General features: G+C 72.0%; 23 protein-coding genes. 13 read left to right on the top strand and 10 right to left on the bottom strand.

All coding sequences use genetic code 11. The features are described 5' to 3' along the window. Window positions 1–159 precede the first annotated feature (159 nt). From IW245_RS09730 to IW245_RS09745, 4 genes are all read left to right on the top strand, one after another. Window positions 160–618, top strand: a complete 459-nt coding sequence (locus IW245_RS09730; protein ID WP_197002843.1) for a hypothetical protein — start codon at window positions 160–162, stop codon at window positions 616–618. 294 nt (window positions 619–912) lie between these two features. Beyond that, window positions 913–1896: a DUF3800 domain-containing protein gene (locus IW245_RS09735; RefSeq protein ID WP_197002844.1), complete on the top strand. Its 984-nt coding sequence runs from the start codon at window positions 913–915 to the stop codon at window positions 1894–1896. Between the two features lie 256 nt (window positions 1897–2152). Next, window positions 2153–2302: a hypothetical protein gene (locus IW245_RS09740; protein WP_197002845.1), complete on the top strand. Its 150-nt coding sequence runs from the start codon at window positions 2153–2155 to the stop codon at window positions 2300–2302. A 214-nt stretch (window positions 2303–2516) separates the two neighbouring features. Further along, window positions 2517–3011 (top strand): GNAT family N-acetyltransferase, encoded by a 495-nt coding sequence (locus IW245_RS09745; RefSeq protein WP_197002846.1) that lies wholly within the window; start codon window positions 2517–2519, stop codon window positions 3009–3011. Between the two features lie 234 nt (window positions 3012–3245). Here IW245_RS09745 and IW245_RS09750 read toward each other — a convergent pair whose 3' ends face one another. Genes IW245_RS09750 through IW245_RS41545 form a run of 5 tightly spaced genes read right to left on the bottom strand, consistent with a single transcriptional unit; the run spans window position 3246 to window position 7634 of the window. Beyond that, complete coding sequence (locus IW245_RS09750) at window positions 3246–3830, bottom strand: DUF5825 family protein (protein ID WP_197002847.1); 585 nt, start codon at window positions 3828–3830, stop codon at window positions 3246–3248. Further along, window positions 3827–5626, bottom strand: a complete 1800-nt coding sequence (locus tag IW245_RS09755; RefSeq protein ID WP_197002848.1) for a RiPP maturation radical SAM C-methyltransferase — start codon at window positions 5624–5626, stop codon at window positions 3827–3829. The genes IW245_RS09750 and IW245_RS09755 overlap by 4 nt, the downstream gene beginning before the upstream one ends. Then, entirely contained in the window at window positions 5623–6267 is a 645-nt protein-coding gene (locus tag IW245_RS09760) for a TfuA-like protein (protein ID WP_197002849.1), read from the bottom strand. The genes IW245_RS09755 and IW245_RS09760 overlap by 4 nt, the downstream gene beginning before the upstream one ends. Then, entirely contained in the window at window positions 6264–7505 is a 1242-nt protein-coding gene (locus IW245_RS09765) for a YcaO-like family protein (RefSeq protein WP_307788876.1), read from the bottom strand. The genes IW245_RS09760 and IW245_RS09765 overlap by 4 nt, the downstream gene beginning before the upstream one ends. A gap of 3 nt (window positions 7506–7508) precedes the next feature. Further along, complete coding sequence (locus tag IW245_RS41545) at window positions 7509–7634, bottom strand: hypothetical protein (RefSeq protein ID WP_267919863.1); 126 nt, start codon at window positions 7632–7634, stop codon at window positions 7509–7511. 172 nt (window positions 7635–7806) lie between these two features. On the opposite strand from IW245_RS41545, the gene IW245_RS09770 reads away from it, so the two are divergent. Continuing rightward, complete coding sequence (locus tag IW245_RS09770; RefSeq protein ID WP_197002851.1) at window positions 7807–9120, top strand: hypothetical protein; 1314 nt, start codon at window positions 7807–7809, stop codon at window positions 9118–9120. Window positions 9121–9465: 345 nt separating this feature from the next. Here the strand turns inward: IW245_RS09770 and IW245_RS09775 are convergent, their stop codons facing one another. The 3 genes from IW245_RS09775 to IW245_RS42130 all read right to left on the bottom strand — a co-directional run bounded on the left by IW245_RS09775 (window position 9466) and on the right by IW245_RS42130 (window position 13377). Continuing rightward, window positions 9466–9834, bottom strand: coding sequence for a hypothetical protein (locus IW245_RS09775; protein WP_197002852.1), 369 nt, complete (start codon window positions 9832–9834; stop codon window positions 9466–9468). A 138-nt stretch (window positions 9835–9972) separates the two neighbouring features. Further along, complete coding sequence (locus tag IW245_RS09780) at window positions 9973–13050, bottom strand: AfsR/SARP family transcriptional regulator (RefSeq protein WP_197002853.1); 3078 nt, start codon at window positions 13048–13050, stop codon at window positions 9973–9975. A 9-nt stretch (window positions 13051–13059) separates the two neighbouring features. Further along, window positions 13060–13377: a hypothetical protein gene (locus tag IW245_RS42130; RefSeq protein WP_233472405.1), complete on the bottom strand. Its 318-nt coding sequence runs from the start codon at window positions 13375–13377 to the stop codon at window positions 13060–13062. A gap of 143 nt (window positions 13378–13520) precedes the next feature. On the opposite strand from IW245_RS42130, the gene IW245_RS09790 reads away from it, so the two are divergent. Next, the gene (locus IW245_RS09790) at window positions 13521–14393 is read left to right on the top strand and encodes a class I SAM-dependent methyltransferase (protein WP_231398735.1); all 873 of its coding nucleotides are present in this window, start codon (window positions 13521–13523) and stop codon (window positions 14391–14393) included. Window positions 14394–14460: 67 nt separating this feature from the next. Here IW245_RS09790 and IW245_RS09795 read toward each other — a convergent pair whose 3' ends face one another. After that, on the bottom strand, window positions 14461–15291 hold the full coding sequence (locus IW245_RS09795) for a S1 family peptidase (RefSeq protein WP_197002854.1): 831 nt from the start codon (window positions 15289–15291) through the stop codon (window positions 14461–14463). 449 nt (window positions 15292–15740) lie between these two features. Between IW245_RS09795 and IW245_RS42135 the strand changes: the two genes are divergently transcribed. The 7 genes from IW245_RS42135 (at window position 15741) to IW245_RS09830 (ending at window position 24988) form a co-directional block, all read left to right on the top strand. Continuing rightward, window positions 15741–19415: a DUF11 domain-containing protein gene (locus IW245_RS42135; protein WP_197002855.1), complete on the top strand. Its 3675-nt coding sequence runs from the start codon at window positions 15741–15743 to the stop codon at window positions 19413–19415. A gap of 185 nt (window positions 19416–19600) precedes the next feature. Then, window positions 19601–20773, top strand: coding sequence for a substrate-binding domain-containing protein (locus IW245_RS09805; protein ID WP_231398737.1), 1173 nt, complete (start codon window positions 19601–19603; stop codon window positions 20771–20773). Next, a complete protein-coding gene (locus IW245_RS09810) occupies window positions 20770–21519 on the top strand; it encodes an ABC transporter ATP-binding protein (protein ID WP_197002856.1) in 750 nt (249 codons plus the stop codon). The genes IW245_RS09805 and IW245_RS09810 overlap by 4 nt, the downstream gene beginning before the upstream one ends. Continuing rightward, window positions 21516–22223 (top strand): ABC transporter ATP-binding protein, encoded by a 708-nt coding sequence (locus tag IW245_RS09815; protein WP_197002857.1) that lies wholly within the window; start codon window positions 21516–21518, stop codon window positions 22221–22223. The genes IW245_RS09810 and IW245_RS09815 overlap by 4 nt, the downstream gene beginning before the upstream one ends. Further along, complete coding sequence (locus IW245_RS09820; RefSeq protein ID WP_197002858.1) at window positions 22216–23100, top strand: branched-chain amino acid ABC transporter permease; 885 nt, start codon at window positions 22216–22218, stop codon at window positions 23098–23100. Before IW245_RS09815 ends, IW245_RS09820 begins: the two co-directional genes overlap by 8 nt. Further along, on the top strand, window positions 23097–24104 hold the full coding sequence (locus IW245_RS09825; protein WP_197002859.1) for a branched-chain amino acid ABC transporter permease: 1008 nt from the start codon (window positions 23097–23099) through the stop codon (window positions 24102–24104). The genes IW245_RS09820 and IW245_RS09825 overlap by 4 nt, the downstream gene beginning before the upstream one ends. After that, window positions 24101–24988, top strand: coding sequence for an alpha/beta fold hydrolase (locus tag IW245_RS09830; protein ID WP_197002860.1), 888 nt, complete (start codon window positions 24101–24103; stop codon window positions 24986–24988). Before IW245_RS09825 ends, IW245_RS09830 begins: the two co-directional genes overlap by 4 nt. A 144-nt stretch (window positions 24989–25132) precedes the next feature. Here the strand turns inward: IW245_RS09830 and IW245_RS09835 are convergent, their stop codons facing one another. Continuing rightward, window positions 25133–26041 carry a pentapeptide repeat-containing protein gene (locus IW245_RS09835; protein ID WP_197002861.1) on the bottom strand — a complete coding sequence of 303 codons (909 nt, stop codon included), beginning with the start codon at window positions 26039–26041 and terminating at the stop codon, window positions 25133–25135. Window positions 26042–26109 lie beyond the last annotated feature (68 nt).

Here is a 26109-nt window from a genome sequence, read left to right on the forward strand (position 1 = left end):
GCCGTTCGGCGGAGTGGTATATCAAATTGCAACGGTCGATGACACTCTCTTATGGAACCGGTAACGTGGGCCGGGAGCACGCTGGTGCCTGTGGAGGTCGCTGTGGGTGAGGTGCCCGGACAGGGGAACCGCCATGCGGACCGGGGAGTCCAAGGCGGTATGAGACGACTGCTCGCCCTCGCCGCCGCGACGCTCCTGCTCGCCGGATGCGCCAACAGCACGCCCGCCGGTGCCGGCAGCCCGCGAGCGGCGACACCGTCCGCCCAGGCGCACAGTGCCCCGAGCCCGTCCGGACCCACCTCGCACTCCAACGCGACGGAGGAGTCCCCAAAACCCGAGGCCGGCCGATCCGCGCCGGCGAATCCACCGGCCGACCAGCCGACGGGCGATCCTCAGCTCGTCGACCCGGTCGGACCGCCGCGTACCCTCACCGGAACCGTCTCCTCGATCGCCGGGTGCCGGGTCCTGGACGCCGACTCCGGCCGCTGGGCCCTCCTCGGAGCATCCGCCGGTGAACTGCGTGACGGTGACCGGGTGACCGTGCGCGGCCGGCCCGCCAAAATCCCGGCCGGGTGCATGGTGGATCACGCGCTGACCGTGCAACTCGTCACCCGCTGAGGCAATATCCGTGGCGGTGTCCCAAGGTGTCAGTCGGGCGCCCCGATGGGGCGGCGTGCGAGGTCCTTCGGGGCGGCAAGGTGGTGCACGCCGACCTGGAGCCTTTCGAGCGCACAGGATTCCGGTGGGGCAGGGACGTCTTCCCCTGCGCCCATGCCGCCGCCTGCAACGTGTGGAGGGGCAGCACCTGACCACACTTGAACGTCGTTTGCGCACGCCAGCTGACACCTCTTAATCGCTGGTGGGATCGGGGTGGCGCGACGAGGATGGTGGCATGGTGAGGATCTGGTTGTCGTGAGGTTGCCGCTCCAGGGCGGGATGCCGCCGGCCACTCCCCTGGTCGGGGACGTCGTGGAGATCGCGTGTGACGAGTCCGGGTTCTCCGGCACCAACCTGCTCGACCCGGGCAGCCCGGTGATCACGCACGCGAGCGTCGACCTGGCCACCGGTGAGGCCTCGGAGCTGATCGCGCGGCTGCGGTCGCGGTTCGACTTCTCCCCCACCGAGCTCAAGTCCGGACAGTTCCGCCGCGGCCCGGGAGCCCCGCAGGCACTGGACTGGCTGCTCACGGCGCTGGACGGCCGGGCCCGGGTACACCTGGTCGACAAGGAGTTCTTCCTCGTCACCCGGATCGTGGACCTGCTGCTGGTGAAGCCGACGTACGCGGCCGGTACCCGGCTGACCCAGCGGCATCGGCCGACCGCCGTCAGTCTCTACCGGGCCGGGCGATCGGCCGGCCCGGACTGGGCGGTGTTCCTCACGGCCTTCGTCGACCTGGCTCGGACCAAACGCCGGCGGCAGCAGCCGGCCGCCGAGGCCGTGGACGGGTTCCTCCGCGCCCGCGACGCGCTGGCCGGCACCGGACTCGAACCGCAGGCCGCCGCCGTCCTCGACCGGCTCAGCCGACCTCGGGTCCGGGCGATCGTGGACCGGTTGCGCGCCGGCGACCCGGCGATCCCACCGCCGCTGGAGCCGCTGCTGCCGGCGGTGGCCGAGACCGTCCTGACCTGGAGCGACGGACACCGGCGGGTGCTGGTCGTCCACGACGAGCAGAGCGCGCTCACCGCCGGCCGCCTCGGCCGGCTGCAACGGGTGCTGGCCGTCGGCGCCGGGCCGTCGCCGCTGGCCGGGCTGGTGATGGCGGACTCCCGGGACGATCCACGCGTCCAGGTCGCCGACCTGTTGGCCGGGATGGCGCGGCGGATGCCTGCGGACGGCCACGCCGGGCCACTGCGGCCGTTCTTGACCCCGACGTCGCTGCGCGACGCCGACGGCTGACGCGTCCGGCAGTCAGCCACAATGGTCAGCAGGCTGACCACCGCGCTCAACCCGATGCCGCCCCGTCGCGGGGCAGCTGCGTCAGCGGAGTCGCGGTCCGCCGGCTCGCCTCGCTGGCCGAGCCCGACGTGTGAACCTGCTCCGCCCACCGCCTCACACACCACTCGCCTGATACCTTGAGTAACAGAGCAGCCACGCTATGCGATGATCGGCGAGGTGGTCGGCAGCGGGCCGACTTCGGGGGAAGGTGTGTGTGATGCCCGAGTTCGACGAGTACGCCGACGATCAGCAGGATCTGGTCATCAATTCCGTCTCCGGCACGGAAGGCGAGGTCGCTGAGGGAGCGCCCGACACCGACGGGCCCACCGCCCAGCCGCGGGGGCTCATGGACGAAGGGCAGTCCTAACCGGCTCTGTGCGACCTATCCCCTTCGAGTAACAGAAGTTGCCAGCGTTCACCATCGGCGCCACTCGGCACGCCGGGTTCGTGGGTTGCCCTCGGGCCCGGCGAAACGACAGGCGATCGCAGACCATGAGCGTCGCCCGCGAAGGTTGGACTGCGCTGGGCATCGGGATCGGCACGCCTAATGCGATGTCAGACCCTCGGATTAGGGTCGGCTCATGAACGATCCGATGGCGAACGTGCCCCTGCCCGGCGGAATGGACGAGTCGACAGACCCCGAGACGCCGTCATTTCCGGAGATCGTCGTCACCGACGCGCCCGACGCGGGCGATGTCGCGCTCATCGCGGACTCGCTCACCGAATTCAACGCGCAAGTGACTGGATTCAACGATCACCGCCCATTGGCCGTCCTGGTCCGGGACCCGCAGACGCACCGCGTGCTCGGAGGCCTGACCGGGCGGACCTCACTGGGCCTGCTTTTCGTCGACCTGTTCCACCTGCCGCGAGAGCTTCGCGGCTCCGGACTGGGTGGCGAGATCCTGCGGCGTGCCGAAGCCGAAGGTCGCCGGCGCGGCTGCCGGTCCGCCGTGCTCTACACCATCAGCTTCCAGGCACCCGACTTCTACAAGCGGCACGGCTGGCAGGTGTTCGGCGAAATCCCCTGCGACCCACCCGGCACGACCCGCGTGTTCATGACCAAAGACCTGAGGTAGCCGAAAACCGGGCCGCCGCCAGCCTCACAACGCGCGGCCTCCCCGCATCCGATATCGAGCCTGACAGGTCATCCCCCCGCGCGGTGATGACCACACACCCAGCGACCCCGCGGTGGCGTCCAGTGCGACGCGAGTGGCAACGGAGGCGTGCCGCAGTACGGCATCACCTGGAGCCTGGGCGCGGCCTACAACAACCGGGGGCCGACTCGGCCCCCGGCCCCACCAGGCTCCGGGCTAACGGCTCGTGGCCCGACGGGCCGGGAGGCTCAGGGCCAGGTCACCCGCTGTCGCCAGCAGGGACAGGTGATCCAGGATCGGTAACACATGGTCGCCGAGCGCGCGCAGCTCCGCGATCGGCGCGGGCTCCCGGGCCAGCCGGAGTGCGGCGAGCAGCGGCAGGTCGGTGATCCGATGGTTGCGGGCGGGCGCCGCTCGGGCGTCGTGCACCAGGGCGAAGTCGGGTCCGTGCCGGAGGTCCAGTCCCTCCGGAACCCACGCCCACATCGGCCGGCCGCCCGCGTCCAGCGGGGGCGACAGGTGACGCAGCGGCGCCACGTGAAGATCGCCGGCGATCGCGCCGTGCCACCGGACCACGACCCGCCATGCGGCACAGTCGCGGAGCAGGCGCAGCACACGGAGGTACCCGTCGGGCTCGGCGCGATCGAGCACCACCGACCCGGTCAGGGTGATCTCCCGCAACCCGGCGAGTACCCAGTCGCGCAGCTCGTGCTCTGTCGGCGGCCGGTCGGAGGAGCAGACCCGGGCCGAGGCCGGCACCGGTGGCGGGTCCGCGGGCTCGGCCCGCGCCACGGTGATCACGGCTGGCCGCCCAGGGCTTCGACCTTGGGCCGGCCGCCCGGGGTCCCGCCGGCCTGCCGGTGGTCGTACACCCCGGTGGCCAGGGCCACGTGCCGGCCGCCCTCGGTGAACACCAGTCCGAGCTCGGCGAGCCGGTGCCAGACGGCGTCGTCGGCGGGCACGGCCGCCCGGGACCGGGGCCGGCCCAGCGCCTCGTAGCACCGCGACTCCGCGATGGACAGGACGTACTCCTCGTTCCGGCCGGCGCGGGTGTCCACGATCAGGGTGCGGTCCCCGGCGGCGTACTTGCGCAGGCTCGCCGTGTCGTGCCCGGCCCGCCAGGCGCTGACGGCGGCGCCGAGAGCCGTCACCGGCTCGCCGGAGATGCCGGCCGGGACGCTGGCGAAGTGGTAGACCATGCGGGCGAGCTCGTCGGCCGGTACCGTCGGATAGATCTGGCGGAAGATCCGGCTCGGGCCGAGGTTGACCAGGCCGAGTTCGGGATCCGTGAAGTAGGGGCTGAACCGTTCGAGCTGGACCCTGGCCGCGCTGATCGGCGGTTCGAGGTGGTGCAGGTCGGTCAGCCGCTCCACGATGGGCACGTAGTCGTCGTCGGACTCGCCGGGGAAGCCGAAGAGGTAGTTCCACCGGACGGTCAGCCCGAGGGTCCGGCAGTCGCGGAGCAGGGCGACGTTCTGCGCGCCGGTCACGCCCTTGCGCATCAGACCAAGGACCCGGGAGCTCAGGTTCTCGATGCCGGGCTGGATCTCGTGTACGCCGGCGCGGAGCAGCCCGTGCAGCTCCGCGTACCGCAGATTGGCTTTGACCTCGAAGAACATCCGCAGGTCCCAGCCGAGCTCGGCGATCTCGGGCAACGCGGCCCGCAGCTGCGCCACGTCGAGGATGTTGTCGACGAAGGTCACGTCGAGGACCTTGTGCCTGCCGACGGCCCGGGTCAGCTCGGCTACCACCCGGTGCGGCGACTTGGCCCGGTACGCCATCGTGCTGCCGTTGAGGCCGCAGAACGTGCAGTGGTGTTTCGCGCCCCACCAACAGCCCCGCGAGCCCTCCAGGACCAGAGTCGGCCGGATCTCCCCGGCCAGCGGCGAGCGGGCCAGCCGGTCGAAGTAGGCGGACTGGTCGGCTTCGGGCAGCTCCGAGATCGGCAGTACCGGGCCGGGCGGGTTCTCGACCAGGGTGCCGTTGGCTGCACGCCAGCACAGGCCGTCCACCTGGGACAACGCCTCGGGTTGGCCGAGGGCGCGCAGGATGGCGGGCAGGGCCCGCTCGCCTTCGCCGCGCACGACGAGGTCGAGGAAGTCGAACGCCCGCGCCAGGGCCGCGCCCTGCTCGCCGTCGCAGTTGGCGCCGCCGAGCGCGACCACGATGTGCGGGGCGGCGCGTTTGACGGCCCTGGCCAGGGCGAGCGAGGCGGTGTTCTGCATGAATGTGCTGGTCAGTCCGAGGAACACGGGATCGGCGCTGACGATCTCTGCGGCGAGTTCGTCGATGAACTCTGTCGCGGTCGCGAACAACGCCTCCGGATCGACCCCGTCGGCGGCGGGCGCGGGCAGGAACCGTTCGACGGTGCCGTGCAGCGCGCCGGCGAACACCCAGTCGCCGAGGCCGGCGAAATAGGAGTCCGCGATCGTGTTGTACTCCGCCGCCGACAGTCCGACCCGCTCGGCCCAGTCCAGGTTGGCGTACCGGACGGTCACGTCGTGTCCGTCGACCAGCGGCGCCAGGGTGCTCAGCGCCATCGACGGCGCGCTGAGCGCCGCCCACGGCATGCTGACCAGCAGCACGCCGCCGGTCATGCCGGGTCGCCGATCGCGCGCAGCAGCTCCAGGGCGTCCTCGCGCTTGGTGTCCGGGGCGCGGGTCCTCAGGTGCTCGGCGAGGGCGGTGTGCTCGGCGGGGGCGAGCTCGTCCGCGAGCAGTGCCAGGACGGTGCCGGTGCGGCGTTGCGGAAAGTACAGTTCCTTCGCGACGGCGAGGAACCGGTCAGCGACGATCCGGGTGGTGGTGCCCGCGGCTACCGCGTCGGCGACCGCGAACCGCAGGTTGACCAGCGGCTCCGACACCGGGCGGCCTGTGTCGGGGTCGTAGGCGATGGCCACCTCGTCGTCGGCCTCGATCCGGCCGGCGGCGTACTCGGCGTAGATCCGGCCCACGCCGACCATGCCATACGGCGCGCACTCCACGGCCCGCAGTGCGCCCATGCTCGCCGCGCCCCACACCCGCACGCCCCGGTCGAGGGCGCACAGCACCTCCTTCGGCGAGATCGACAACCGCTGGAAGAACGCCCCGTCGACGATCCCGATCCGATCCGGCGGCCGTTCGCGACCCAGCAGGGCGTCGATGTCGCCCCGGCCGACGGGCGGCAGGTACTCCGCGTCGCACAACCCCGCCGCCTCCGCCGGGTCGAGGCTGGGGCCGAGGAACACCACGGGCCTCATCGCGCCGCCTCGTTCCACGCCCGGGTGGCGCGCGTCCCGATCTTCGACCGGTCCACGCTCCACGATTCCAGCCCGGGCACGATCACCCTGGCCACGTGCACGGGCAGCTCCGGCGGGGACAGGTCGACAGCGACCGCCCGGTCCAGCCCGCACGCCGCCAGCCGGTCGAGCATGAACCGGGTCTGTCCGGCCAGGTCGGTCACCGGCCCCCGGGGCAGGTCCGCGAAGTCGACCACACGGCCGGCCGGCCGCCAGGCCCAGCCGGTGCGGTCGATCGTGGCGGCGCGCCTGGTCGCGGCCCGGTGCGCGGGCACGTCCTCGTCCGGCAGCGCCAGGTCCTCGCGCATCGCCTGGATGTCGACGGCGCGGCCCTGGGCGCACTCGGTGAGCGCGCGCAGCAGGGCCAGCTCCGGGTCCGGGTCGGTGCCGAAGCCGCCGTGCGCCTTCGCCGCCGACGGGCCGTTGTCCTCGGCGCAGGAGGCCATGATGGTGGGTACTCGCAGGTCCGAGTCGAGGTACACGAGCGTCACCCGCAGTCCGGCGGCGGCGAACCGGTCGAGCAGGGTCTTCGCCGACGCCGGCACCGTCGCGGCGTCGATGTGCGGGTTGCGGGCCCGCAGCTGCGTGGCGCGGTCCGGCAGCCGCGCCGCCAGCCGGCTGCTGACCAGTTCGGAGATGGTCATGCAGTCGCGTTCGATCACCTCGCGCAGCGCGTGCCCGACCGCCTCATCGAGCGTGTTGCCGGAGGCCAGCCCGGTGGTGTGGGTCAGCCGCAGGCACGGCGGCGCGCCAGGGTCGCGCCCGTAGACGGCGGCGCCATGTGGCACGAGGACGTCGGCGCCGGTCACCAGGTCGCGGCCGGTCACCCACCAGATCGGCCGGTCATCGCGGTACTGCGACCGCAGCGCGATGCTCAGTTCCCCTGGCCGGATCACCGCCCGCCCCTCGGCGACGAGGTCGTCGTGGCTTGCCACGGTGGTCGGGCGCAGCGGCAGCCAGGCCGCGTACCGCTCGACGGCCTCCATCACCGCCGACGTCCGGGCCGCCTCGGGCGTGCCGCCCTTGCCGCTGTACACCGACAGGACGTCGCGGGACCGGGGCATGATCGCGTTGTACACGGGGATGCCGATCCGGTCGAGGCCGGTGATGTCGGCGACCCGGGTGATGCCGATGCGCCCGAAATGGGGCCGCACCCGAGCGAACGTGTCCTCGGGCCGGCACACCCGGGTCGGATGCACGAACTACTCCGCGGTGTCGGCGGTCGCCGCGATGAAGGTCGTCAGACCGGTGTCGCCACCGGCGGACGTGACCCGACTTTCCAGTAATGACTGCAGCTCAGCGGCCGTCAACTCCGTGTCCTGGTTCATGGTGGAACCTCCTTCGCCCCGGCCACCGTGGCCGGTTGGCCGGAGCGTAGCCACCCGTCACCGGGCGGTGTAGCCCCCCGAATTGGGGGCAGCGAGATTACTTGACAGCGGCGACCTGGATGCGAGCAGAACGAGTTCACACGCCGCGCGGACCACCGGCCATAATGGACGTATGGCCGATCCCGTGAAGCGTTTGGGCTCACGCCGGCTCCTGTCCGACGTCTACGGACCGGGAGCTCAGGCCGGCAACAACGGGGCACCCGACGCCTACGTCGGGCAGCTGCGCTTTGACGCGCTGCTCGCCGAGACGCTGGTGCTGCCAGACAGCTGGATCCTCGATGGGAGATTCTTCCTGGGAACCGCGCCGGCGGTGTTGCTGGATCTGGTTGGGCGGGGCGCGCACCTTCGACGCCTGCCGCTGGAGGTGCGCACCCGGTCCACGGCGCGTCCCGGGGGTCGGTTGGCCGATGCGCTCCGCGCCAACCTGCTGCCCTCCGAAGGCAAGACCACCCTGAATCCCTGCCAGCAATGGGGGATCAGCGACACCGGTCTGCGGACCGGCATCGCGGCGGCTCTGGGGCGCACTCCGGAGCGGTTGCTGCGCCCGCGCCTGGACCGCGCTTCAGATCTTGAGGTGCCCGGCGTGCTTCGCACGTTTCTGTCCGAGCTGTCCGGCGGCGCGGCGGACGAAGACCTGGGGCTGATGGAGACTGGCTGGCGGCGGTGGATCGAGGCGGAGCGTGCCGGCGTGCTGCGGGTCGTGCCGTGGGAGGGGCGGCTGCGCATCGGGCATCCCGACCTGTCGCTGCCGGCTGAACGCCTCGTTTCGCATGAGGGTCGTGAGCTCCTGCGGCGGATCGAGGATAGTGGGAGCCGGGACCTGCGTACCTCCGCCATCGCCAGGATGATCGCCGCCACCGAGCTTCCGTCCACGGATGCCGACACTCTGGGCCGCTGGCTGCATGCCGCCTGGCACACGGCTTCGGCCCGCCAGCACCATGCGGATGTCGCCTACACGGTGCCCGCAGGTGGTCGGGCCCTGAATCCGTTGGAACACGCCCTCGACCACGACGAGCCAGACATAGTGCTCATCGACGACCTCCTGCCGGCGCTCAGCGCGCTGGACGGCGCCGGGTACGGGCGCTTTACCCACCTACACGCCCGCCGACTGGCCCGGATCTGGAACGACGGCGACGTTGGCGACGTGCGCAGGCTCGTCGCCGACCTGACCGAGACGCTCACCAGCGTGCGGAACCCACGCCGGACGGGCAGCCGCGCCTGGGCCGCCATCAGCCTCGCGGCGGGCAGCTCGGCCGTGGCGACCGCGCCACTGGCCGCCCAGGGCCCCGTGGCGGTGATCGCCACGACAGCCCTGGCCACGGTCGCGTCCCTCAGCGCCGGCGTCCTCAGCTACTCCCAGCAGGCCCATGGCGGTGCCGGCCGCCGGCGGGTGCTGCGTTACCTGCGCCGACGCGCGCACCCGTAGGAAATCTTGGTGAGGCCGATTTCGTGACGGCAGACGAATCAGCTCGACGACTCCGGCAGGCCGGCTCCGGACATCACCGATCCCGCTACCGGCTGTGCCCGCCAGCTCGGCGCGATGGCCTCCCGCCGGTGAAGCGCCCCGGCACGCCAGGTCGCCGCCTGCCCCGAGCACAGCTCGCTGACCGCGAGCTGCGGGCGGCGTCCTGGCGTACCGCGAACATGGCCCCGCGATCGGCACCCGGAGTTCGGCTGGCTCCGCCCCGAACTGATCCGGCTGGTCGCCGGACACCTTCCGTGGGCTGCGGGTCGCGCGCGATGCCGGGGACCGCGTTGGGCAGGCTCGCGACTACGTGTAGTTCCTCAACCATCCGTCGGCACCGGTGCACCCGTTGACGATCGTCATGTGGTATCTGCCGTGCAGCCCGTAGATGGTGCCGGCCGCCGTGGCGTTCTGCGGGACGGAGCCGGAGGCGACCACCGCGCCGTTGTCCCCGTCCACGATCCGCCAGTCCGCGCCACACAGCGAGCCGGAACCCATCCAGTACCGGATCCAGTGCTGCGAACTGTGCGAGGTGATGTCGCCGGACCGGCAGCTGGTGAAGTGGACCCGGCAGTAGGCGGTGTCGAAAGCCGCCTGAGCCGGACTCGCGGTGAGGCCGAGGGTGGCGACCGTAGCCGTCGCCGTATCGAATCCCCTGCCCACTGTGCTCTTCATCGAGTGTTCCTCACTTTCTTCGATGGGTGCGGTCCCCGCCGGCGCCGCGCGCGACCGCATCCGGTTCGCGGCGCCGATGCGCGCCTCACCCGGACAGCGTGCGGGCCGCCGGTAGCAGTCTGGTAGCGGGCGCTGTTCCTAGGGCCAGGTCAGCTCGGGCAGCCAGGTCACCGGGTGGGGTGCGGCACGGTGGCCGGTTTCGGAGAGAGTCGCTCGCGCTCGCTCGGCCAGCGTCCGGTCGTCGCGGACGGCGGCCAGAACCAGGCCCGCCTGCCCCTCCAGGAGGAGGAGTCCGTCAGCCACGGCGCGGTCGTGGGCCCGCTGCGCGTACAGCCCAGCGGACGCACGATCGTCCATTCCGAAGAAGATGATGGCGTGGCACAGTTCGCATTCCGTGATGTAGTTGGAGTTCTGTAGCCGGGTCGCGACGTCCAGCGCCGTGCCGAGTCGACGCAACGCCGCCTCGGGTCGACCGGTTTCGGCGAGGATCGTGGCCTCGGTGAGCCAGGCATGGACGCCGGACAGGTCGTCGCCGGCGTTCTCGAGCGCCTCGGCCGAGGCCGCGGCGATCGGCAACGCCCCGGCGTAGTCGCCGAGATCTCGCAGCGCCTTGGCCACCTGGATGTCGACGATCGCCCGCGCGTGCGTGGCGTGGACGGAAACCAGCAGGTCGTGGGCCTCGCGGGCGTGGCTCAGGGCCGCGGCGGCATCCCCCCGCAGCCGCCTCGCCCAGGCGAGCAGGCTCAGGTCGACGCTGACCGGGTACGCGCCGGCGTTCGCGTCCACGGTGCCCGCCAGCGCCTGCTCCAGGTACTCGGTGCCACCGACCAGGTTGCCCCTCAGCAGGCACACCGTGCCCAGCCGGTTGAGGATGGTGGACTTTCGCATCGCCACCGGCTCCTGGTCGTACACCGTGAGCGCCTCGACGAGGTGGTCTTCCGCCTCCGCGAGCCGGCCGAGGAAGAAGCACGCGGCCCCCAGGTTCGACAGGAACCCGACCCGGGCCTCCGCCCAACTCGCCTGCTGGGCGAGGCGGCTTCCGCAGGTGCCCGGCCCCAGGACGTCCCGTGGACGCCCGGCGAACAACGCGGCATTGGCCAGACCGTAGTGCAGGGCCGCCTGGGCGCGGACATCGCCGGCGGCCTCGGCCAGGGGAAGCGCCATCCGGGACAGCCGGCTCAGGTCGCCGAGTTCCCGCTCGCCACAGAGATGGGCGCGGATGGCCACGGTCAACAGCCAGGCCATGGACCGCGGGCCTGTGGCAGCGGCGTACTCTGCCGCGGCGATGACGTTGAGCCGTTCCGCCACCAGCCACTGGCGGGCCGTCACGGCGTCGGGGAACGACGCCGGCGTGCCGGCCGCCGGGAGGCTCAGCGTCTGCGGGTGGGTCAGCTCCGTCGCGGCCTCGACATGCCCGAGATAGAACGCCATCAGCCGGTGCACGGCCGGGTCGACGTCGCCGGCCAACTCGGACGCGTACTCGCGCAGCAGGTCGTGCAGCGTGAAGCGACCGGGGGCCGGTTCTATGACGAGGTTCGCCGCGACCAGCCGGTGCAGGGTGGCCGCGACCAGTTCCGGGGCGAGTCCGGTCAGAGCGGCCACCGCCGGGACGGTGAAGTCGGCGCCGGGAGCGGGACCGAGCATGCCGAACACCCGCCGGTCACCGGGGTTCAGCGACGCGTAGGACATGTCGAACGCTGCCCGTAGTGTGCTGGCCGGGTCCTCCGCGATCTCCAACCGGGAGAGCCGGCCGGGGCCGGCGAGCAGGGCGAGCTGCTCGGCGACCGTCCGGTGCGGGTTGTCCGCCAGAACGGCGGCCGTGATCCGCAACGCCAGCGGGAGGTACCCGCACGCGCGCACCAGGTCGGCGGTGGCCTGCGGCTCGGCGGCGACCCGCGTGTGGCCGGCGATGCTCGCGACCAGCTCGACGCTGTCGGCCGCCGACAGGACGTCGAGGGTCAGGCGGCGTGCGCCGTCACGGACGATGAGCCCGGTCAGCGTGTCCCGGCTGGTGACCACCACGAGACATGTGCGGCTGCCCGGCAGCAGGGGCCGGACCTGTTCGGCCGAGCGCGCGTTGTCCAGAACCACGAGGACACTACGGTCCGCCAGGAGCGTCCGGTAAATGTCCGCAGCGGATTCCTCGTCGTCCGGGATCCTGTCGGCGGGTACCCCCAGCGAGCGCAGGAACCGTCGGAGCACCGCGACGGGGGCTGCCGGCTCCCGCCGGTCGAATCCCCGCAGGTCGGCGAAGAGCTGGCCACCGGGAAACCGGTGCCGCACCCGGTGCCCCCAGCGCACGGTCAGGGCCGTCTTCCCCACCCCGGCGATGCCGGTCACGGAGTGGATGACCACCGGCGGGTTGGCCGCGCCCGGCTGCGGGAGGTACGCGTCGAGCTCGCGCAACTGCCCGTGCCGGCCAGCGAACGGTGCGATGTCAGCCGGCAGTAGTGCCGGTGCCGTCCCTCCCGCGACGCTGTCGGCTTCACCGTGCAGGACGACATGATGCGCCTGTTGGAGGCCGGCACCGGGCTCGACGCCCAGCTCATCGGTGAGGAGGACGTAGGCGGCCCGGTAGGCGGCCAGCGCGTCGGACTGCCGCCCGGAACGGTACAGCGCGAGGATCAGTCGCTCCCGCAGCGGTTCGCGGTACGGATGCCGCTCGATGAGGTGCGGGAGCTCCGCGACCAGTTCGGCGTACCGGCCGAGTCCCAGGTCCGCCCCTGATTTCTCCTCCGCCGCGGCGATCCGCAGTTCCTCGAGCCCGGACGCGGCTGACGCGGCCAGCGGCATGTCGAGGACGTCGGCGTACGCCGCCCCGCGCCACAGCGCCAGCGCCCGCGCGTACCCGGTACTCGCCGACACCAGGTCCCCGGCCCGGAGGTCGGCCAGCGCGGCGAGGCGCAGCTCGGTGAACCTGTGCGCATCGAGCACGCCCAGGCCGAGGTCGACCACGTAGCCGGCCGGGGTGTGCCGCACGAGCTGCGGCACGCCGAGGGCGCGCCGCAGCCGCATGACGTAGACCTGGAGGGTCTTTCGGGCCGTGGGCGGTGGCTTCCCGTCCCAGATGGCATCGGCGACGACGGCGGCGGGCACCGCGCGCCCCTCGTGGCACAGCAGCACGGCGAGTGTCCGCCGCACCATCGGGGTGCCCAGCTCGAGTCGCGTCTGTCCGCGCGTCGCCATCAGGGGACCCAACACCCCGAACTCGATCACCGGTCAAGCCTAGTCCACTACGGACGGTGCCGGGACTGGCCGTTTGATCTCGTCGGCCACCAGATGCGGGATCATCACCTCGCGCAGATTGCCCAGATGTACCGGCCCAGACGGGCTCAACCCCGACGCGCACACGATCGGCCCCGCCACGCCGCGCTGTGCCGCCTCGGCGATCACCTCATCCGCGAACCGTGAGACCCAGTCACCCTCGCTATCATGTGGTGCGACGCCCGCCGCGGCACCGAGTTCGGCACCACAACGCTGGACGCGGCCGAACTCGTCCGCTACCGCCACACCGGAACGGGCATGCGCGCTGAAACGCTGCACCGCTCAGTGCTCCGCGTCGTCTGACGGGGCGCGGGCGCGCCGGCGATCGCGACGATGGAGACGCCCTGCCCTCCGGCCAGCGTGACCACGGCCGTTGAGCGTGCCGGGGCGGCGGTCGGGAAGTGTTCGGCCCAGGTGGTTTGATGGTGGCGAGGTTGTCCCAGGATGGCGTCGAAGATCTGGGCGAGATCGGCAAAAGCGGCGGTGCGGACGGCGACGGGCGGGGAGGCGACGTGAGTGCCGGGTTCGCGGCGGGTGAGGACCGGTGGCGGGCCCGTCTGGGCACGCTCCGTCAGGTTGTCCGCCAGGAGCTGGTGACACGACAGCTCGCGGTTCACCTGCCGGATCTGCCGCTTCGGCGAGTCCTTGACGTCGGATGCGGCCAGGGCACCCAGGCCCTCGCTCTGGCACGTCGGGGTCACCTGGTGACCGGGCTGGACTCCTCGCCCCAGCTCCTGGACGACTTCGCCGCCGCCGTGGGCGCGCAGGCTCCTGAGGTACGCGCGCGGGTGCGGATCGTGCTGGGGGATGCCGAGCGGCTCGGTGAGCTGTTCGGGCCGGCGAGCTTCGATGCCGTTTTGTGCCACGGCGTACTCATGTACTTCGCCGATCCGGGGCCGCTGCTGAGCGCGATCGCGTGGCTGCTGGTTCCAGGCGGGACCGTGTCACTGCTGGTGCGCAACGGCGACGCCCTGGCGATGCGGCCCGGACTGCTGGGCGACTGGGCGAGCGCCGAACGAGCGTTCGAGGGGACCTCCTACCTCAACCGGCTCGGAGTGAACGCCAGAGCCGACCGCCTGGAGGACCTGGTAGCAGAGCTTGCTCGTAGGCAACTGTCCACGCAGGAGTGGTACGGGGTCCGGGTGTTCACCGACGCCGCCTCCGCCGAGGCCCCGCTGCCCGATCCCCAACAACTCGATGCTCTCCTCGACGCCGAAGAACGCGCGGGAAGAACCGACCCCTACCGCCACGTCGCGTCGCTCCTTCATGTGATCGCCTTGCGCGGTGAAGGGTGAAGGCTACGCCGGCTATTCGGGGCGAGGCGGCGGGGGAGCAACCTGCGCCGCCTCGCCCCGACCGCCGTTACGGCTTGGTGAGCAGGCAGCCGCTGACCGTCAGGTTGATCCGCCGGCTGGCGTCGAGGCAGGTGGTGAACCAGTAGGTCTCCTGGCCGTAGCTCTGCCCCAGGTACGCGTGCGTGGTCCCGTCCGCGTCGACCTCGCACGGGTTGTTGAGCGTGCACATCGCGCCGTCGTCGTTGCCGGTGTTGTTGATCCCGACGACCTGCCCGCTGGCCGTGTCCACGATCGGCGAGCCGGACGTGCCGTGGATCGTGTTGCAGCCCGTGTTGTAGCGGATCGAGTCGTGCCAGGTCCACTCGCCCTCGCGCAGGGTGGGCACGAACCCGTTGACGGAGCAGGTCCAGACCTGCTTCCAGTACCCGGACGGGATGAACATGCTCGAACCGTTGGCCGGGTGGCCGGCCGACAGGGTCATCGCGGTCACGCCGAAGGAGCTGCGCAGCTGGGCGTAGGTGCGCGACAGCCGGTACAGCGAGACGTCGGTGCCGGTCATCGTCGCGTACAGCAGGGTGTCCGCGCGCACCGTGCCGAGGTTCGCGCCGGTCGAGCTGAGCAGGGTGCCCGACCGGGTGCTCTTCTTGTTCTGCAGCACCACGCCCGCGCTGAGGAAGCCGCCCTCGTAGCAGTGGCCGTTGGTCAACATCAGCGCCCTGTCGGAGTCGACCGAGCTGGGGTAGCGCACGAGCGAGGCGGAGCAGTTGTTCAACGCGATGGTCGCGTTGAGGCTGGGCGTCACGGCGAGGCCGGGGGCCGCAGCGGCTGGGGACGCGGTGCCGGCGAGCGCGGCGGCGAGCGCCACGGCCGCCAGGACGAGGGGGGTCCGTCGGAACATGAACTCTCCATTGAGTCAGGGGACAGCGCGCCCGAGGGGCCGGGTGCGCGGCCGGCCGCCGCGGCGGTCTGGCGACTGGTGAGGAGCAGTATGGTCGATGACGAACGCTATCGACAGCGCCGAATGTTCGGTACCGGTGAAGGTCTATCGAACTCGCCGTCGCCTATTGCGCCACAGTAATGATCGCGGTCATGCGCGCTGTCGCGGCAGGAGGTCGTGGTGGCGGAGATGATCGTGTTCCTGGTGATCGCATTGGTGGCGGCGTTCGTGCCGGCGGTCGCCGACCCCTGATTACAGGAGAGGGCCGGTGGCTCTCGGCACGGCCGTGCCACGCGCCGTTGTGCCCGACAGGGCAGCAGACCTGCCCTGATGGCTGCCCGCCGTAGGGCTGTCCGGGCCGGCTGGGCCGGGAAGGGTGGATCTCACTGTACGGAGTGGAGGGACTCGCCGTGCGCGGAATCAGGATCATCATCGGGGTACTGTGTCTCGGCCTGGTCATCGCCACCTCGGGGGAAGCGGGGCCGGCCCCCAGCCTGATCGCGCACCGCCCGCTCGACCCGCGCGCGCCCGCGCCCTGGCAGATCGGCTTCACCTCCGCCGACTGCCTGCGGCTGTACGACGTCGGCGTGCCCGACGGCGGCCCGGTCCGCCCCTCTGCGCTGCCCGACGCCGATCCGGGGTGCGAGTCCGAACCTGACTGGGGCGGCTGGCCGGATAATCCCGGGATGGTCTGGATCAGCACCGCCATGGCCCGGCCCGGCGGTGCGGACCCGCGGCCGGCGGCCGAACGCGACGGCGAGATCTGGTACGGGCCCGACACGTCGACCGCACCGGTCCGGCTCACCGATGACGACCTGCCGCAGCGGCACCCGGTGCTGTCCCCGGACGGGCAGTGGGTGGCTTACGGGCAGACCACCGGGGCCGCGACGGACCTCTGGGTGCTCAACGTGCACGGCGGACCGGCGCGTCGGCTCACCACGGACGGGGTCAGCGGCTGGCCGACGTGGAACCCGGACGGGACCCGGCTCGCGTTCAGCAGCACCCGGGAGGACCCGGCCGGGCGGATCTACACGGTGCCGGTGGCCGGTGGCCCGCCGACGCCGTTGACGGGTGCCCCGGTGGTCGGCACCGAACCGGCCTGGTCCCCGGACGGCCGGACCATCGCCTTCACCACGGTGCGGGCCGGGGTGCCCGAACTGATGCTCTGCCCGGTCGCCGGCGGCGGCCCGGTGCGGCTGCTGCCCGCCGGCTGGACCGGCGACTCCGACCAGGCTTCCTGGTCGCCGGCCGGGGACCGGATCGCGTTCACCACCCGGCGCGGCGACGATCCGACGACGGTCGCGCGCGGCCAGGGCGGCGACGTGTACGTCGTCACCGTGGACCAGGCCCGCACGACCCGCGCGATCGCCACCCGGCGCGGCGCGGCGGAGATCCAGCCGACCTGGCGCCTCAACGGCAACTCCGAGCCAGGCGTCGTGTACGCCGTCACCAGCACCACGACCAGGACAGACATCTCCCGCGTCGACGGCCACGGCCTGGCACGCACCGGCCTGACCGCCAGCACGGACGTGTCCGAGGTCGAGCCGGCCTTCTCCCCGGACGGCACCAAGGTGGCCTACACCGAATGGCGCACGACCGACCACACCGGTAGCGGCGACCGGATCATGGTGGCCGACGCCGACGGCGGCAATCCCCGGGAGCTCCGCCCGCCCAACGCCTACTTCCGGGTGGGCGAACCGGCCTGGTCCCCGGACTCGACCCGGATCGCGTACGTGTCCGTGCCCGCCGAGTCCCGCCCGGCGGCGCTGTCCGCGGCGTTCGACGGCGGGACCAATGACGGTTCCCGCAGTCCCTCGATCGAGATCGTCCGGGTCGCCGACCGGGTGGTGCTCGGCAACCTGTTCGTGCCGTTCCCGTACACCGGGTCCGACCGGTCCCCGGTCTGGTCGCCGGACGGCACCACGGTCGCGGTGTCGCGGACCAGCACCCTGTCCCGCCAGCCCACCGGGTCCGGCGGCGCGGTCAGCCCGGGGTCGCCGACGCTGCGGGTCCGGCCCGGCGAGGTGCGTCTCACCCCGACCGTGGTCGGGCCGGTACACCCAGGCGAGCAGGTCTCGGTCCTGCTGTCGAAGTGCTTCGACGACTGGCTCACCATCGATCCGAACCGGACCGTGCCGCCGGGCGAACCAGGTCTGGCCGCGGACCGGTACGTCACCTACTCGCCAAGGATCACCGTGGCAGCGACCGCCCCGACCGGGTACGACCGGTCCAGCTGCACCGTCGCGTACATGATCACGTCCGCGTCCGGGGTGGTCCGCTACGAGGACCAGTACTTTGACATCCGGCTGTACCCGGCCGGCACGCCGATCGTGGTCCTCGGGGACCGCTACGGCCAGATCTGGGTGCCCGCCACCAGCTCCGAGGGCGTCACCCAGCGCGTCACCGCCCGGGCCACCTGGGTCGACGGCAGTGTGCACGACGCCACGTGTGTACTGCCGGCCGACGACCATTACCCAGTCGGCGCGACCCCGGTGCGCTGCTCCTCCGAGGACCACGGCCGCACCGACACGGCGACCGGGACCGTCGTGGTGTACCGCGAGGTGGATGTGCAGTCCACCCGGATCTGGACCATCGCGCTGGTCGAGGGCCCCGGCGGCGGCCTGGTCGCTGGCGTGCAGGCCGACCTGAGTACCCGGATGACCGGGTCCTGCGCGCAGGGCAATCGCGACGAGGCACCCGACTACGCGCCGTCGGGCACCGCACTCGCCTTCACCGCGAATGGCGGGGCCAGCGGCGACTACGGCCGACTGTGCGTGGCTGACCTGACCGGTGTCCCGGCCGTCCGCAAGATCGGCCCCGACGGCATGCCCGTCGGGCCACGGGACCCGGTCTGGACCCCGGACGGGAAGCTGATCGCGTTCACCCGACCCGGCGAGGGGTGCGACACCAGCGGTTGTCCGGACCCGGACCCGGACACGATCTGGGAGGTGTCCCCTACCACCGGCGAGGTCGGACCGGTGGTCGTGGCCTACGGCGGCGCCACCCAGGCGACGTTCCGCCGGCTGTCGGATCTGCGGGTCACCGCGACGTCCGCGCTCTCCAGCATCCCGGTCACCACCGGCACCACGGTCACGGCCACAGTCACCAACGCCGGCTCCCTGGACGCCCGGGATGTCACGCTCGACCTGGCCCTGCCGGCCGGGCTGCGCGCCGGGCAACCGGTGCCGTCCCGGGGCGGCTGCGCCCGACCTGCGGACCCGCCGCCGCCCCCGGCCGCGGGCACCCTGCGCTGCGACCTGGGCACCCTGCGGGTCGGCGAGACAGTCACGGTACTGCTGCCGGTCACCGGCGTGCTGGTCGGCCGGCAGGACCTCCGGGCGGGCGCGACCGGCCCGGTCCCGGAACTGGACCCGGCGGACAACGCTGCCGGGCTGACGATCACTGTGGAGCGGCCCCGGGACCTGTTCCTCGGGGTGGCGGTCAACCCGCTTCCCGGGTACGTGGGCGGCGACGACATCGTGGTCACCTACACCGTGACCAACGGCGCGCAGATCCCGGTCAGCGACATCCACCTGCGGACCACGCTGCCCGCCGCCCTGCTGCCGGCCGCCTCCGTCACGCCGACCCGGTGCACCGTCGACGGCTGTGACCTGGGCACCCTGCCCCCGGACGGCACCGCGACCGTCACGGTCACCCTGCCGGCCCGCGTCGTCCTCACCGGCGAGGCCAGCGGGGTGGTCACCAGCTCCACCCAGGAACAGCCGCCCGACCGGGCGAACAACACCGCCACCATGCCGGTACTGGTCCGCCAGCCGACCCTGACCGTCAACCCGCACGTACTGTCGACCGGCCGGGTGGTCACAGCCCAGGGCGGCCAGCTGCCACCGGGCGCCCGGCTGACCCTGACCTGGAGCCGGGGCGTTCCGCAGCCCCCGCTGCCCGTCACGGTCGGCGCGGACGGCACGTTCACCGCGCAGGTACCTGTGCTGTACTTCGACGCGCTCGGCACCCGGACGCTGCGGGCCGAGTACGCCGCAGGGGTTCGGTTCGGCCCACTGACCAGCGTATCGATCCTCGTCGAGCCGCCACAACCGGCACCGCCGTTGAGCCCGTGGCAACGGTGACCGCCGGCCGGACCCGAACCCCACCGGCGCGCACCGCCCCGGCCGGTGGGCCCGGCCGCCTGCGGGGTGGCGCACCACCACCATGACCTGGCCTCACATTGTGTACTCCCACCACATGGTCACCCATGAGCGGATTGCCTACCGTGACTGCACGGCTAGTCCCGCATATGGACGAGGAGACACCGATGCGAGATCTGATGCGGGGCCTGGCGGTGGGCGCGGTGCTCGCGGTCGCCGTGGCCGGTTGTAGCAGCCCGACCGCCGCGCCCCGGGACGACGCGGCCAAGGGCCCGGTCAAGGTCGGCCTGGTGTACTCCAAGACCGGCGCCCTGGCCTCCTACGGCAAGCTCTACGCGGAAGGGTTCCGGGCCGGCCTGGACTACGCGACGAAGGGCACCGGCAAGGTCAACGGCCGCGCGGTCGACGTCACCGAGGCCGACGACGCCGGCGATCCGGCGAAGGCCGTGTCCGCCGCGACGGACCTGATCGGCAAGGGCACCCAGATCCTCGCGGGCTCGACGGCGTCGGGCGTCGCCCTGCAGGTCGCCCCGGTCGCGGAGCAGAACAAGGTACTGTTCGTCTCCGGCCCGGCCGCCACCGACGCGGTCACCGGGATCAACAAGCACACGTTCCGCTCCGGGCGGCAGACCACGCAGGACGTGCGGACGGCGGCCCAGTTCATCGGGGACGCCAAGGGCAAGAAGATCGTGGTGTTCGCGCAGGACAACGCGTTCGGCAAAGCCAACGTCGACGGCGTGCGGGCCGTCCTCGGCCCGGAGGGCGCGACGGTCGAGGGCCTGCTCGTGCCGGCGGCAGCGACGGACCTCACCCCGTTCGCGGTGCAGGCCAAGGCGGCGAAGGCCGATCTGCTGTACGTGGCGTGGGCCGGGGCCACCGCCAACGCGATGTGGAGCGCACTCGGCCAGCAGGGTGTCCTCGACACGACCACGGTGGTCACGGGGCTGGACATCAGGGCCTCGTACGCCGCCTACGGGCCGATCGTGGGGAAGGTCAACCTGCTGTCGCACTACTTCGCCGGGGCAGCCGGAACCGACGTGGAAAAGGCCATGACGGACCGGGTCACGAAGGCCGGCGGCGAGGTGGACCTGTTCACCGTGGACGGCTTCACGGCCGCCCAGTTGGTCGTGCACGCGGTCGAGGCCGGTGGCGATGACGTGGCCGCGATGGTCAAGGCCCTGGAGGGCTGGAGCTTCGACGGGGTGAAAGGCAGGCTCACCGTCCGCGCGGGTGACCACGCGCTGCTCCAGCCGATGTTCCAGGCGAAGCTGGACGCGTCGGGGCCGGTCCTCGTGAAGAGGATCGACGCCGGGACCGTCGCCCCGCCGGAGAAGAAGTGACCGTACTGCGGACCCGGGGACTGGGCTGGTCCGTGGGCGGGGCCGTGATCGTCTCCGACATCGACCTGTGCGTGGCGGAGGGTGAGTTCCTCGCGGTGATCGGGCCCAACGGCGCCGGGAAGACGTCGTTGTTCAACCTGCTCTCCGGGGTGCTCACCGCGACGTCGGGCAGCATCTGGCTCGATGGTCGCGACGTCACCGGTCTCGCGCCGCACCGCCGGACCCGGCTCGGGCTGGGCCGGACGTTCCAGACCGCGAGCCTGTTCCCCGCGCTGAGCGTGGCCGAAAACGTCCGGCTGGCCGCGCAGGCGCACGCCGGTGCGCACCTGCGGCTGTGGAGTCGCGCCGACCGGCTGCCCGGCGTCTCGGCCGTGGCCGGCGAGGCGATCGGCCGGGTCGGACTCACGGCCCGGTCCGGGGACCCGGCCGGCGGCCTGTCCCATGGCGACAAGCGCAAACTCGAGTTGGCGGTACTGCTGGCCCAGAGCCCCCGGATCCTCCTCCTCGACGAGCCCATGGCCGGCGTGAGCGCCGAGGAGGTGCCGGCACTCGTGGAACTGATCGGCGAGCTGCACCGGGCGGAGGGGCGGACCGTGCTCATGGTCGAACACCACATGGACGTCCTGCTCGGCCTGGCCGACCGGGTGGCCGTCATGCACGGCGGCCGCCTGCTGGCCTGCGACACCCCGCAGGCCGTCATGGCCGACCCGACCGTCCAGGAGTCCTACCTCGGGGAACCGCTGTGATCCTCGACGTGATCGACGTGCATGTCCGGATCGGCGGCTCGCACATCCTGCAGGGCGTCACCTTCGGTGTGCGCGCCGACGGGGTGACCGCCCTACTCGGCCGCAACGGCGCCGGCAAGACCACCACGGTCCGGGCGGTCCTCGGGCTCGTGCCGGGCACCGGGCGGGTCGTGTTCGACGGGGCCGACATCACCGGCCGCCCGACGCACACGATCGTCCGGCACGGCGTCGGATACGCCCCCGAGGACCGCGGGATTTTCGGCGCGCTCACCGTCGCGGAGAACCTGCGCCTCGCCGAGCGCGATCCGCTTCCGCGCTACGACCTGGTGTTCGACCTGTTTCCGGAGCTTCGGTCCCGCGCCCGGCAACCGGCGGGCACGCTGTCCGGCGGGCAACAGCAGATGGTCGCGATCGGCCGGGCCCTGCTCAACGACAACCGCCTCCTGATCGTGGACGAGCCGACCAAGGGCCTCGCCCCTCTGGTGGTCGGCGAGGTCGCCGAGGCGCTGACGCGCGCGGGTACAGCGACCACGGTGCTGCTGGTTGAGCAGAATCTGCCGCTGGTCCGCCGGCTTGCCACCGACGTGGTCGTCCTCGACCAGGGGCGCGTCGTGCACACCGGACCGGCGGCCGAGCTGCTCGGGGATCCCGAGCGCGCCCGGGCGCTGCTGGGTGTGGCGACCCGAGGTGGCCGTCGTGCGTGACCTGATCCTGATCGCGCTGACCGGCCTGGGCCTGGGCGCCCTGTACTACCTGGTCGCCGCCGGCCTGTCCCTGATCTTCGGGCTGATGGACGTTCTGAACTTCGCGCACGGGGCGTTCCTGGCGGCGGGCGCGTACGGCACATGGTGGGCCACGGGGCACCTGCCGGGTGGCGGTACCCAAGGATGGGGTTTCGTCCTTTCCGTGGTCTTCGGCGTCGCACTGGGCGCGATCCTCGGAGCCCTGACCGAGCTGACCCTGATCCGGCCGCTGTACGCCCGCCCGATCCGGCAGGTCCTCGTCACGGTCGGGCTCTCCCTGGCGGCGACCGCGCTGCTGCGGGCGGTGGCCGGCGCCGACCCGTTGCGGTTCCCGAAGCCGGGCTGGACGGCGCGCACCACCCGGGTCGTCGGCGCCACCGTCCCCAACGACCGGCTGTTGCTCATCGGGGCGGCGGTGACGGTGTTCGCGGCGCTGTCCCTGTTCCTGCGGACCACCCGTTACGGGCTGATCGTGCGCGCCGGGGTGCAGGACCGCGCCATGGTGACCGCGCTGGGCATCGACGTGCGGCGGGCGTTCACCCTGGTCTTCGCGATCGGCGGCGGCGCGGCGGCCCTGGCCGGCGCGCTGGGCGGGGTGTATTTCGAGTCCATCAACCCGGCGCAGGGCGGCTCGCTGCTCATCTTCGCGTTCATCGTCGTGGTGATCGGCCGGATGGGTTCGGTGACCGGTACCGCGGTCGCGGCGGTGGCTGTGGGACTCGTCCAGCAGTTCGCCAACTTCTACGCCGCCAGCGGGCTCGGCGACCTGTCCGTCGTGCTGCTGCTGGCCGCCGTTCTGCTCACCCGACGCGCCACCCTGACCGGGAGCCTCGCATGAAACGGCTCGTACCCCTCGCGGTCGTCGTCGTCCTGGCCACCGTGCCGTTCTCGGCGGCCAGCGTCCCGGGCCTGCTGCCGGGCCCGGTGAACAGCCCCGGGTCGCTGAGGATTCTCGCCCTGTGCCTGGTGTTCGCCGCCCTCGCGGCGGGCTATGACCTGCTGTTCGGCCGGACGGGGCTGCTCTCCTTCGGGCACGCCCTGCACGTCGCCGCCGGCAGCTACACGGTCAACATCGCCGTGACGAAGCTCGGCTGGTCGCTGCCGGCCGGGTTGGCCCTGGCCGCTGCGGTCGGCGTCGCCCTGCCTCTGCTCATCGGCGCGGTGTCGGTGCGGGTCACCGGGATCGCCTTCGCCATGGTGACCCTGGCCTTCGCGCAGGCCGGCTCGATCCTCGCGCAGCGCGACCCGGGCGGCTGGACCGGAGGTGAGGAGGGCTTGTCGCTGCGCGCTTCCGGTGTGCCCGACCTGTTCCTGGGCGTGACGAACACCGTTAACCTGTACTGGCTCGCCCTGGCCTTCCTGATCGCCACCGTCCTGGTCATCCGGTGGGCCAACGACACGCCCGCCGGCCGGCTGTGGGCGGCGATCCGGGAGAACGAGCGCAGGGTGGCGGTCCTCGGCGTCCACCCCTACCGGGCGAAGCTGCTCGCCTACGTCCTGGCCGGGTTCCTCGGCACCGCCGGCGGCGTCGTGCACCTGCTCGTCTCCGGCGGCTCCAACCCCGAACTGACCACGTCGGCGCTCACCCTGTCCCTGCTGGTCATGGTCGTTCTCGGCGGCACCGGCAGCCGGTGGGGCGCGATCGTCGGCGGCGCCCTCTACACCTTCCTGGACCTGCGACTCGGCGAACTGTCCACCTCCGAGACCCTGCACGGACTCCCGGCGGTCCTGCGGGTCCCGCTGACCGAGCCGCTGTTCGTCCTCGGCACGCTGTTCATCATCATGGTGTACGCCCTCCCCCACGGCCTGGCCGGCATCAAGCTGCCCCGGCGCGCCGCATGACGCCCGAGCTCGTTAGCGTCCCGGTCGCCGGCGGTCACCTGGCCGTGCACCGCTGGCCGGGCGACGGCCCGGTCGTCATGGCAGCGCACGGCATCACCGCAAACGGCCTGGCCTGGCAGCGCGTCGCCGACCACCTCGCCGGCCGGGTCACGCTCCTCGCCCCCGACCTGCGCGGCCGGGCCGCCAGTCGCGACCTGCCCGGTCCGTTCGGCCTGGAAACGCACGCCGACGACCTCGTCGCCACGCTCGACCACCTCGGCGTGGACCGGGCCGTGCTCGCCGGGCACTCGATGGGAGCGTTCGTGGCCACCACCACGGCGGTCCGGCACCCGGCGCGGATCCGAGAACTCGTGCTCGTCGACGGCGGGTTCGGCCTTCCCCTGCCGCCGGGTACCGACACCGACGCGCTGCTGGCGGCCGTCCTCGGGCCGGCGTTCACCCGGCTGGGGATGACCTTCCCCGACAGGGCCGGCTACCTGGAATTCTGGGCGCGGCACCCGGCGTTCGCCGAGCTGCTCGACGGCGGATCGGCGGCCTCGGGTCCTCAGCTGCCCCCGACGGTGATGGGTCATCTGGCCCACGACCTGATTGGCGAGCCACCCCACCTGCGGTCCTCGTGCGTGCCGGAAGCCGTGCGGGTCGACGGCCTGGCCGTGCTCACCGAGAGCGGCGCGGCGCTTCGTCTGCTGACCGTGCCGGCGGTGCTGTTGTGGGCCCGTCGCGGGCTGCTCAACGAGGACCAGGGCCTCTACGATGAGCACTGCCTCGCCGACGTGCCGATCCGCGCGGAACTGGTCGCCGGGTCCAACCACTACTCGATCCTGCTCGGCGAGGCGGGGGCCACGGCGGTCGCGGGAGCGATCGGGGCCGCGGTGTCGCGCTGAACGGGGCCGTCGCCGGCATCGTGCGGGAAGGTGGCTCCCAGGATGATGAGCGCGGAGCTCTCGCTATCGCGGGTCCCGACGGGCGGCGCCGGATCACCCTCACGATTGTGCGTCCCGTCTGTGGTGACGGTCGGCGTGCTCCGGTCACGGTGGCAGGACGGTTCCTGCGGGAAGGTGGGTGTGCTGGTCGTGAATCACGCCGGTGAGGTTGGTTGTGCCGAGGGTCGCGGTGGAGAGGTTGGTCCCGCTGATGTTGGCGTGATCGAGGTCGGCGTGCTCGAGGTGAGCGCCGAGTAGCTGGGCACCGGACAGGTCAGCTCGGACGAGGACGGCGTGTGTGAGGCTGATATCGCCCGCTTGTGCGTGACTCAAGTCGATGTAACTCAGCGTCGCGTAGGTGGCGGTCGCGTCGTTGAGGTTCGCGTAGGCGGCGATGGCCTGGCTGGCGATCGCGCCGTCGAGGTGCGCCTGACTGAGGTTCGCTCTGGTCAGGTCAGCGCCCCTCAGGTGCGTACCGATGAGGTGGGCCTGGTTGAGGTTGGCAAGGGTCAGGTCGGCGTAGTCCAGGGTGGCTTGGTCGAGGATGGCGTGGGCCAAGGCGGCGTGGGCCAGGCTGCTGCCCGCCAACTGGGCGTGCGACAAATCGGCGCCCTGAAGGTCGGCGCCATCGAGATGGGCGTGGGCGAGGTCGATGAGCGGACCCGTGGCGGCGGCGTAGGGTCGGCGACTGATCACCGTGAGGGCGGCCTGCACGTCGATGGCAGGCGTGACGGTAGCCGGGTCAGGCTGGACTCCGGAGGGATGGCTGCTGGTCTTCTCGCGGACGAACGCGCACAGCACCCCGATGACGGCGGGCTCATCACCGTCGGAGCTTCTTGCCGCTCTCATGATGCGTTCCAGCCCGTAGATGCCGCCGAGCCGCACGCCGAGGATATCGGAGGCCAGTTGCTCGACGGACTTGCTGAACCGCTCTGAGACCTGGCCCTCCTCGGCAAGGTCGTGCTGAGCCTGGTTGGACGCATTCGTGGACAGAAGCGCGAAGATGCTAACCACGACGGCGACCCCCGTGCACAGGGTTCCGGCCGCTTGAAGCCATTCCCACCGCGGTTGGCGTTTCTTTT

The sequence above is a fragment of the Longispora fulva genome (genome assembly GCF_015751905.1).
Taxonomy (GTDB): domain Bacteria; phylum Actinomycetota; class Actinomycetes; order Mycobacteriales; family Micromonosporaceae; genus Longispora; species Longispora fulva.

Excerpts from the sequence above, each read along its gene's own strand:
- IW245_RS09770 (WP_197002851.1), top strand. The coding sequence starts at position 7,807 with ATGGCCGATCCCGTGAAGCGTTTGGGCTCACGCCGGCTCCTGTCCGAC.
- IW245_RS09830 (WP_197002860.1), top strand. The coding sequence starts at position 24,101 with ATGACGCCCGAGCTCGTTAGCGTCCCGGTCGCCGGCGGTCACCTGGCC.
- IW245_RS09740 (WP_197002845.1), top strand. The coding sequence starts at position 2,153 with ATGCCCGAGTTCGACGAGTACGCCGACGATCAGCAGGATCTGGTCATC.
- IW245_RS09790 (WP_231398735.1), top strand. The coding sequence starts at position 13,521 with ATGGTGGCGAGGTTGTCCCAGGATGGCGTCGAAGATCTGGGCGAGATC.
- IW245_RS09755 (WP_197002848.1), bottom strand. The coding sequence starts at position 5,626 with ATGACCGGCGGCGTGCTGCTGGTCAGCATGCCGTGGGCGGCGCTCAGC.
- IW245_RS09825 (WP_197002859.1), top strand. The coding sequence starts at position 23,097 with ATGAAACGGCTCGTACCCCTCGCGGTCGTCGTCGTCCTGGCCACCGTG.
- IW245_RS09805 (WP_231398737.1), top strand. The coding sequence starts at position 19,601 with ATGCGAGATCTGATGCGGGGCCTGGCGGTGGGCGCGGTGCTCGCGGTC.
- IW245_RS09745 (WP_197002846.1), top strand. The coding sequence starts at position 2,517 with ATGAACGATCCGATGGCGAACGTGCCCCTGCCCGGCGGAATGGACGAG.
- IW245_RS09775 (WP_197002852.1), bottom strand. The coding sequence starts at position 9,834 with ATGAAGAGCACAGTGGGCAGGGGATTCGATACGGCGACGGCTACGGTC.
- IW245_RS09795 (WP_197002854.1), bottom strand. The coding sequence starts at position 15,291 with ATGTTCCGACGGACCCCCCTCGTCCTGGCGGCCGTGGCGCTCGCCGCC.
- IW245_RS09760 (WP_197002849.1), bottom strand. The coding sequence starts at position 6,267 with ATGAGGCCCGTGGTGTTCCTCGGCCCCAGCCTCGACCCGGCGGAGGCG.
- IW245_RS09730 (WP_197002843.1), top strand. The coding sequence starts at position 160 with ATGAGACGACTGCTCGCCCTCGCCGCCGCGACGCTCCTGCTCGCCGGA.
- IW245_RS41545 (WP_267919863.1), bottom strand. The coding sequence starts at position 7,634 with ATGAACCAGGACACGGAGTTGACGGCCGCTGAGCTGCAGTCATTACTG.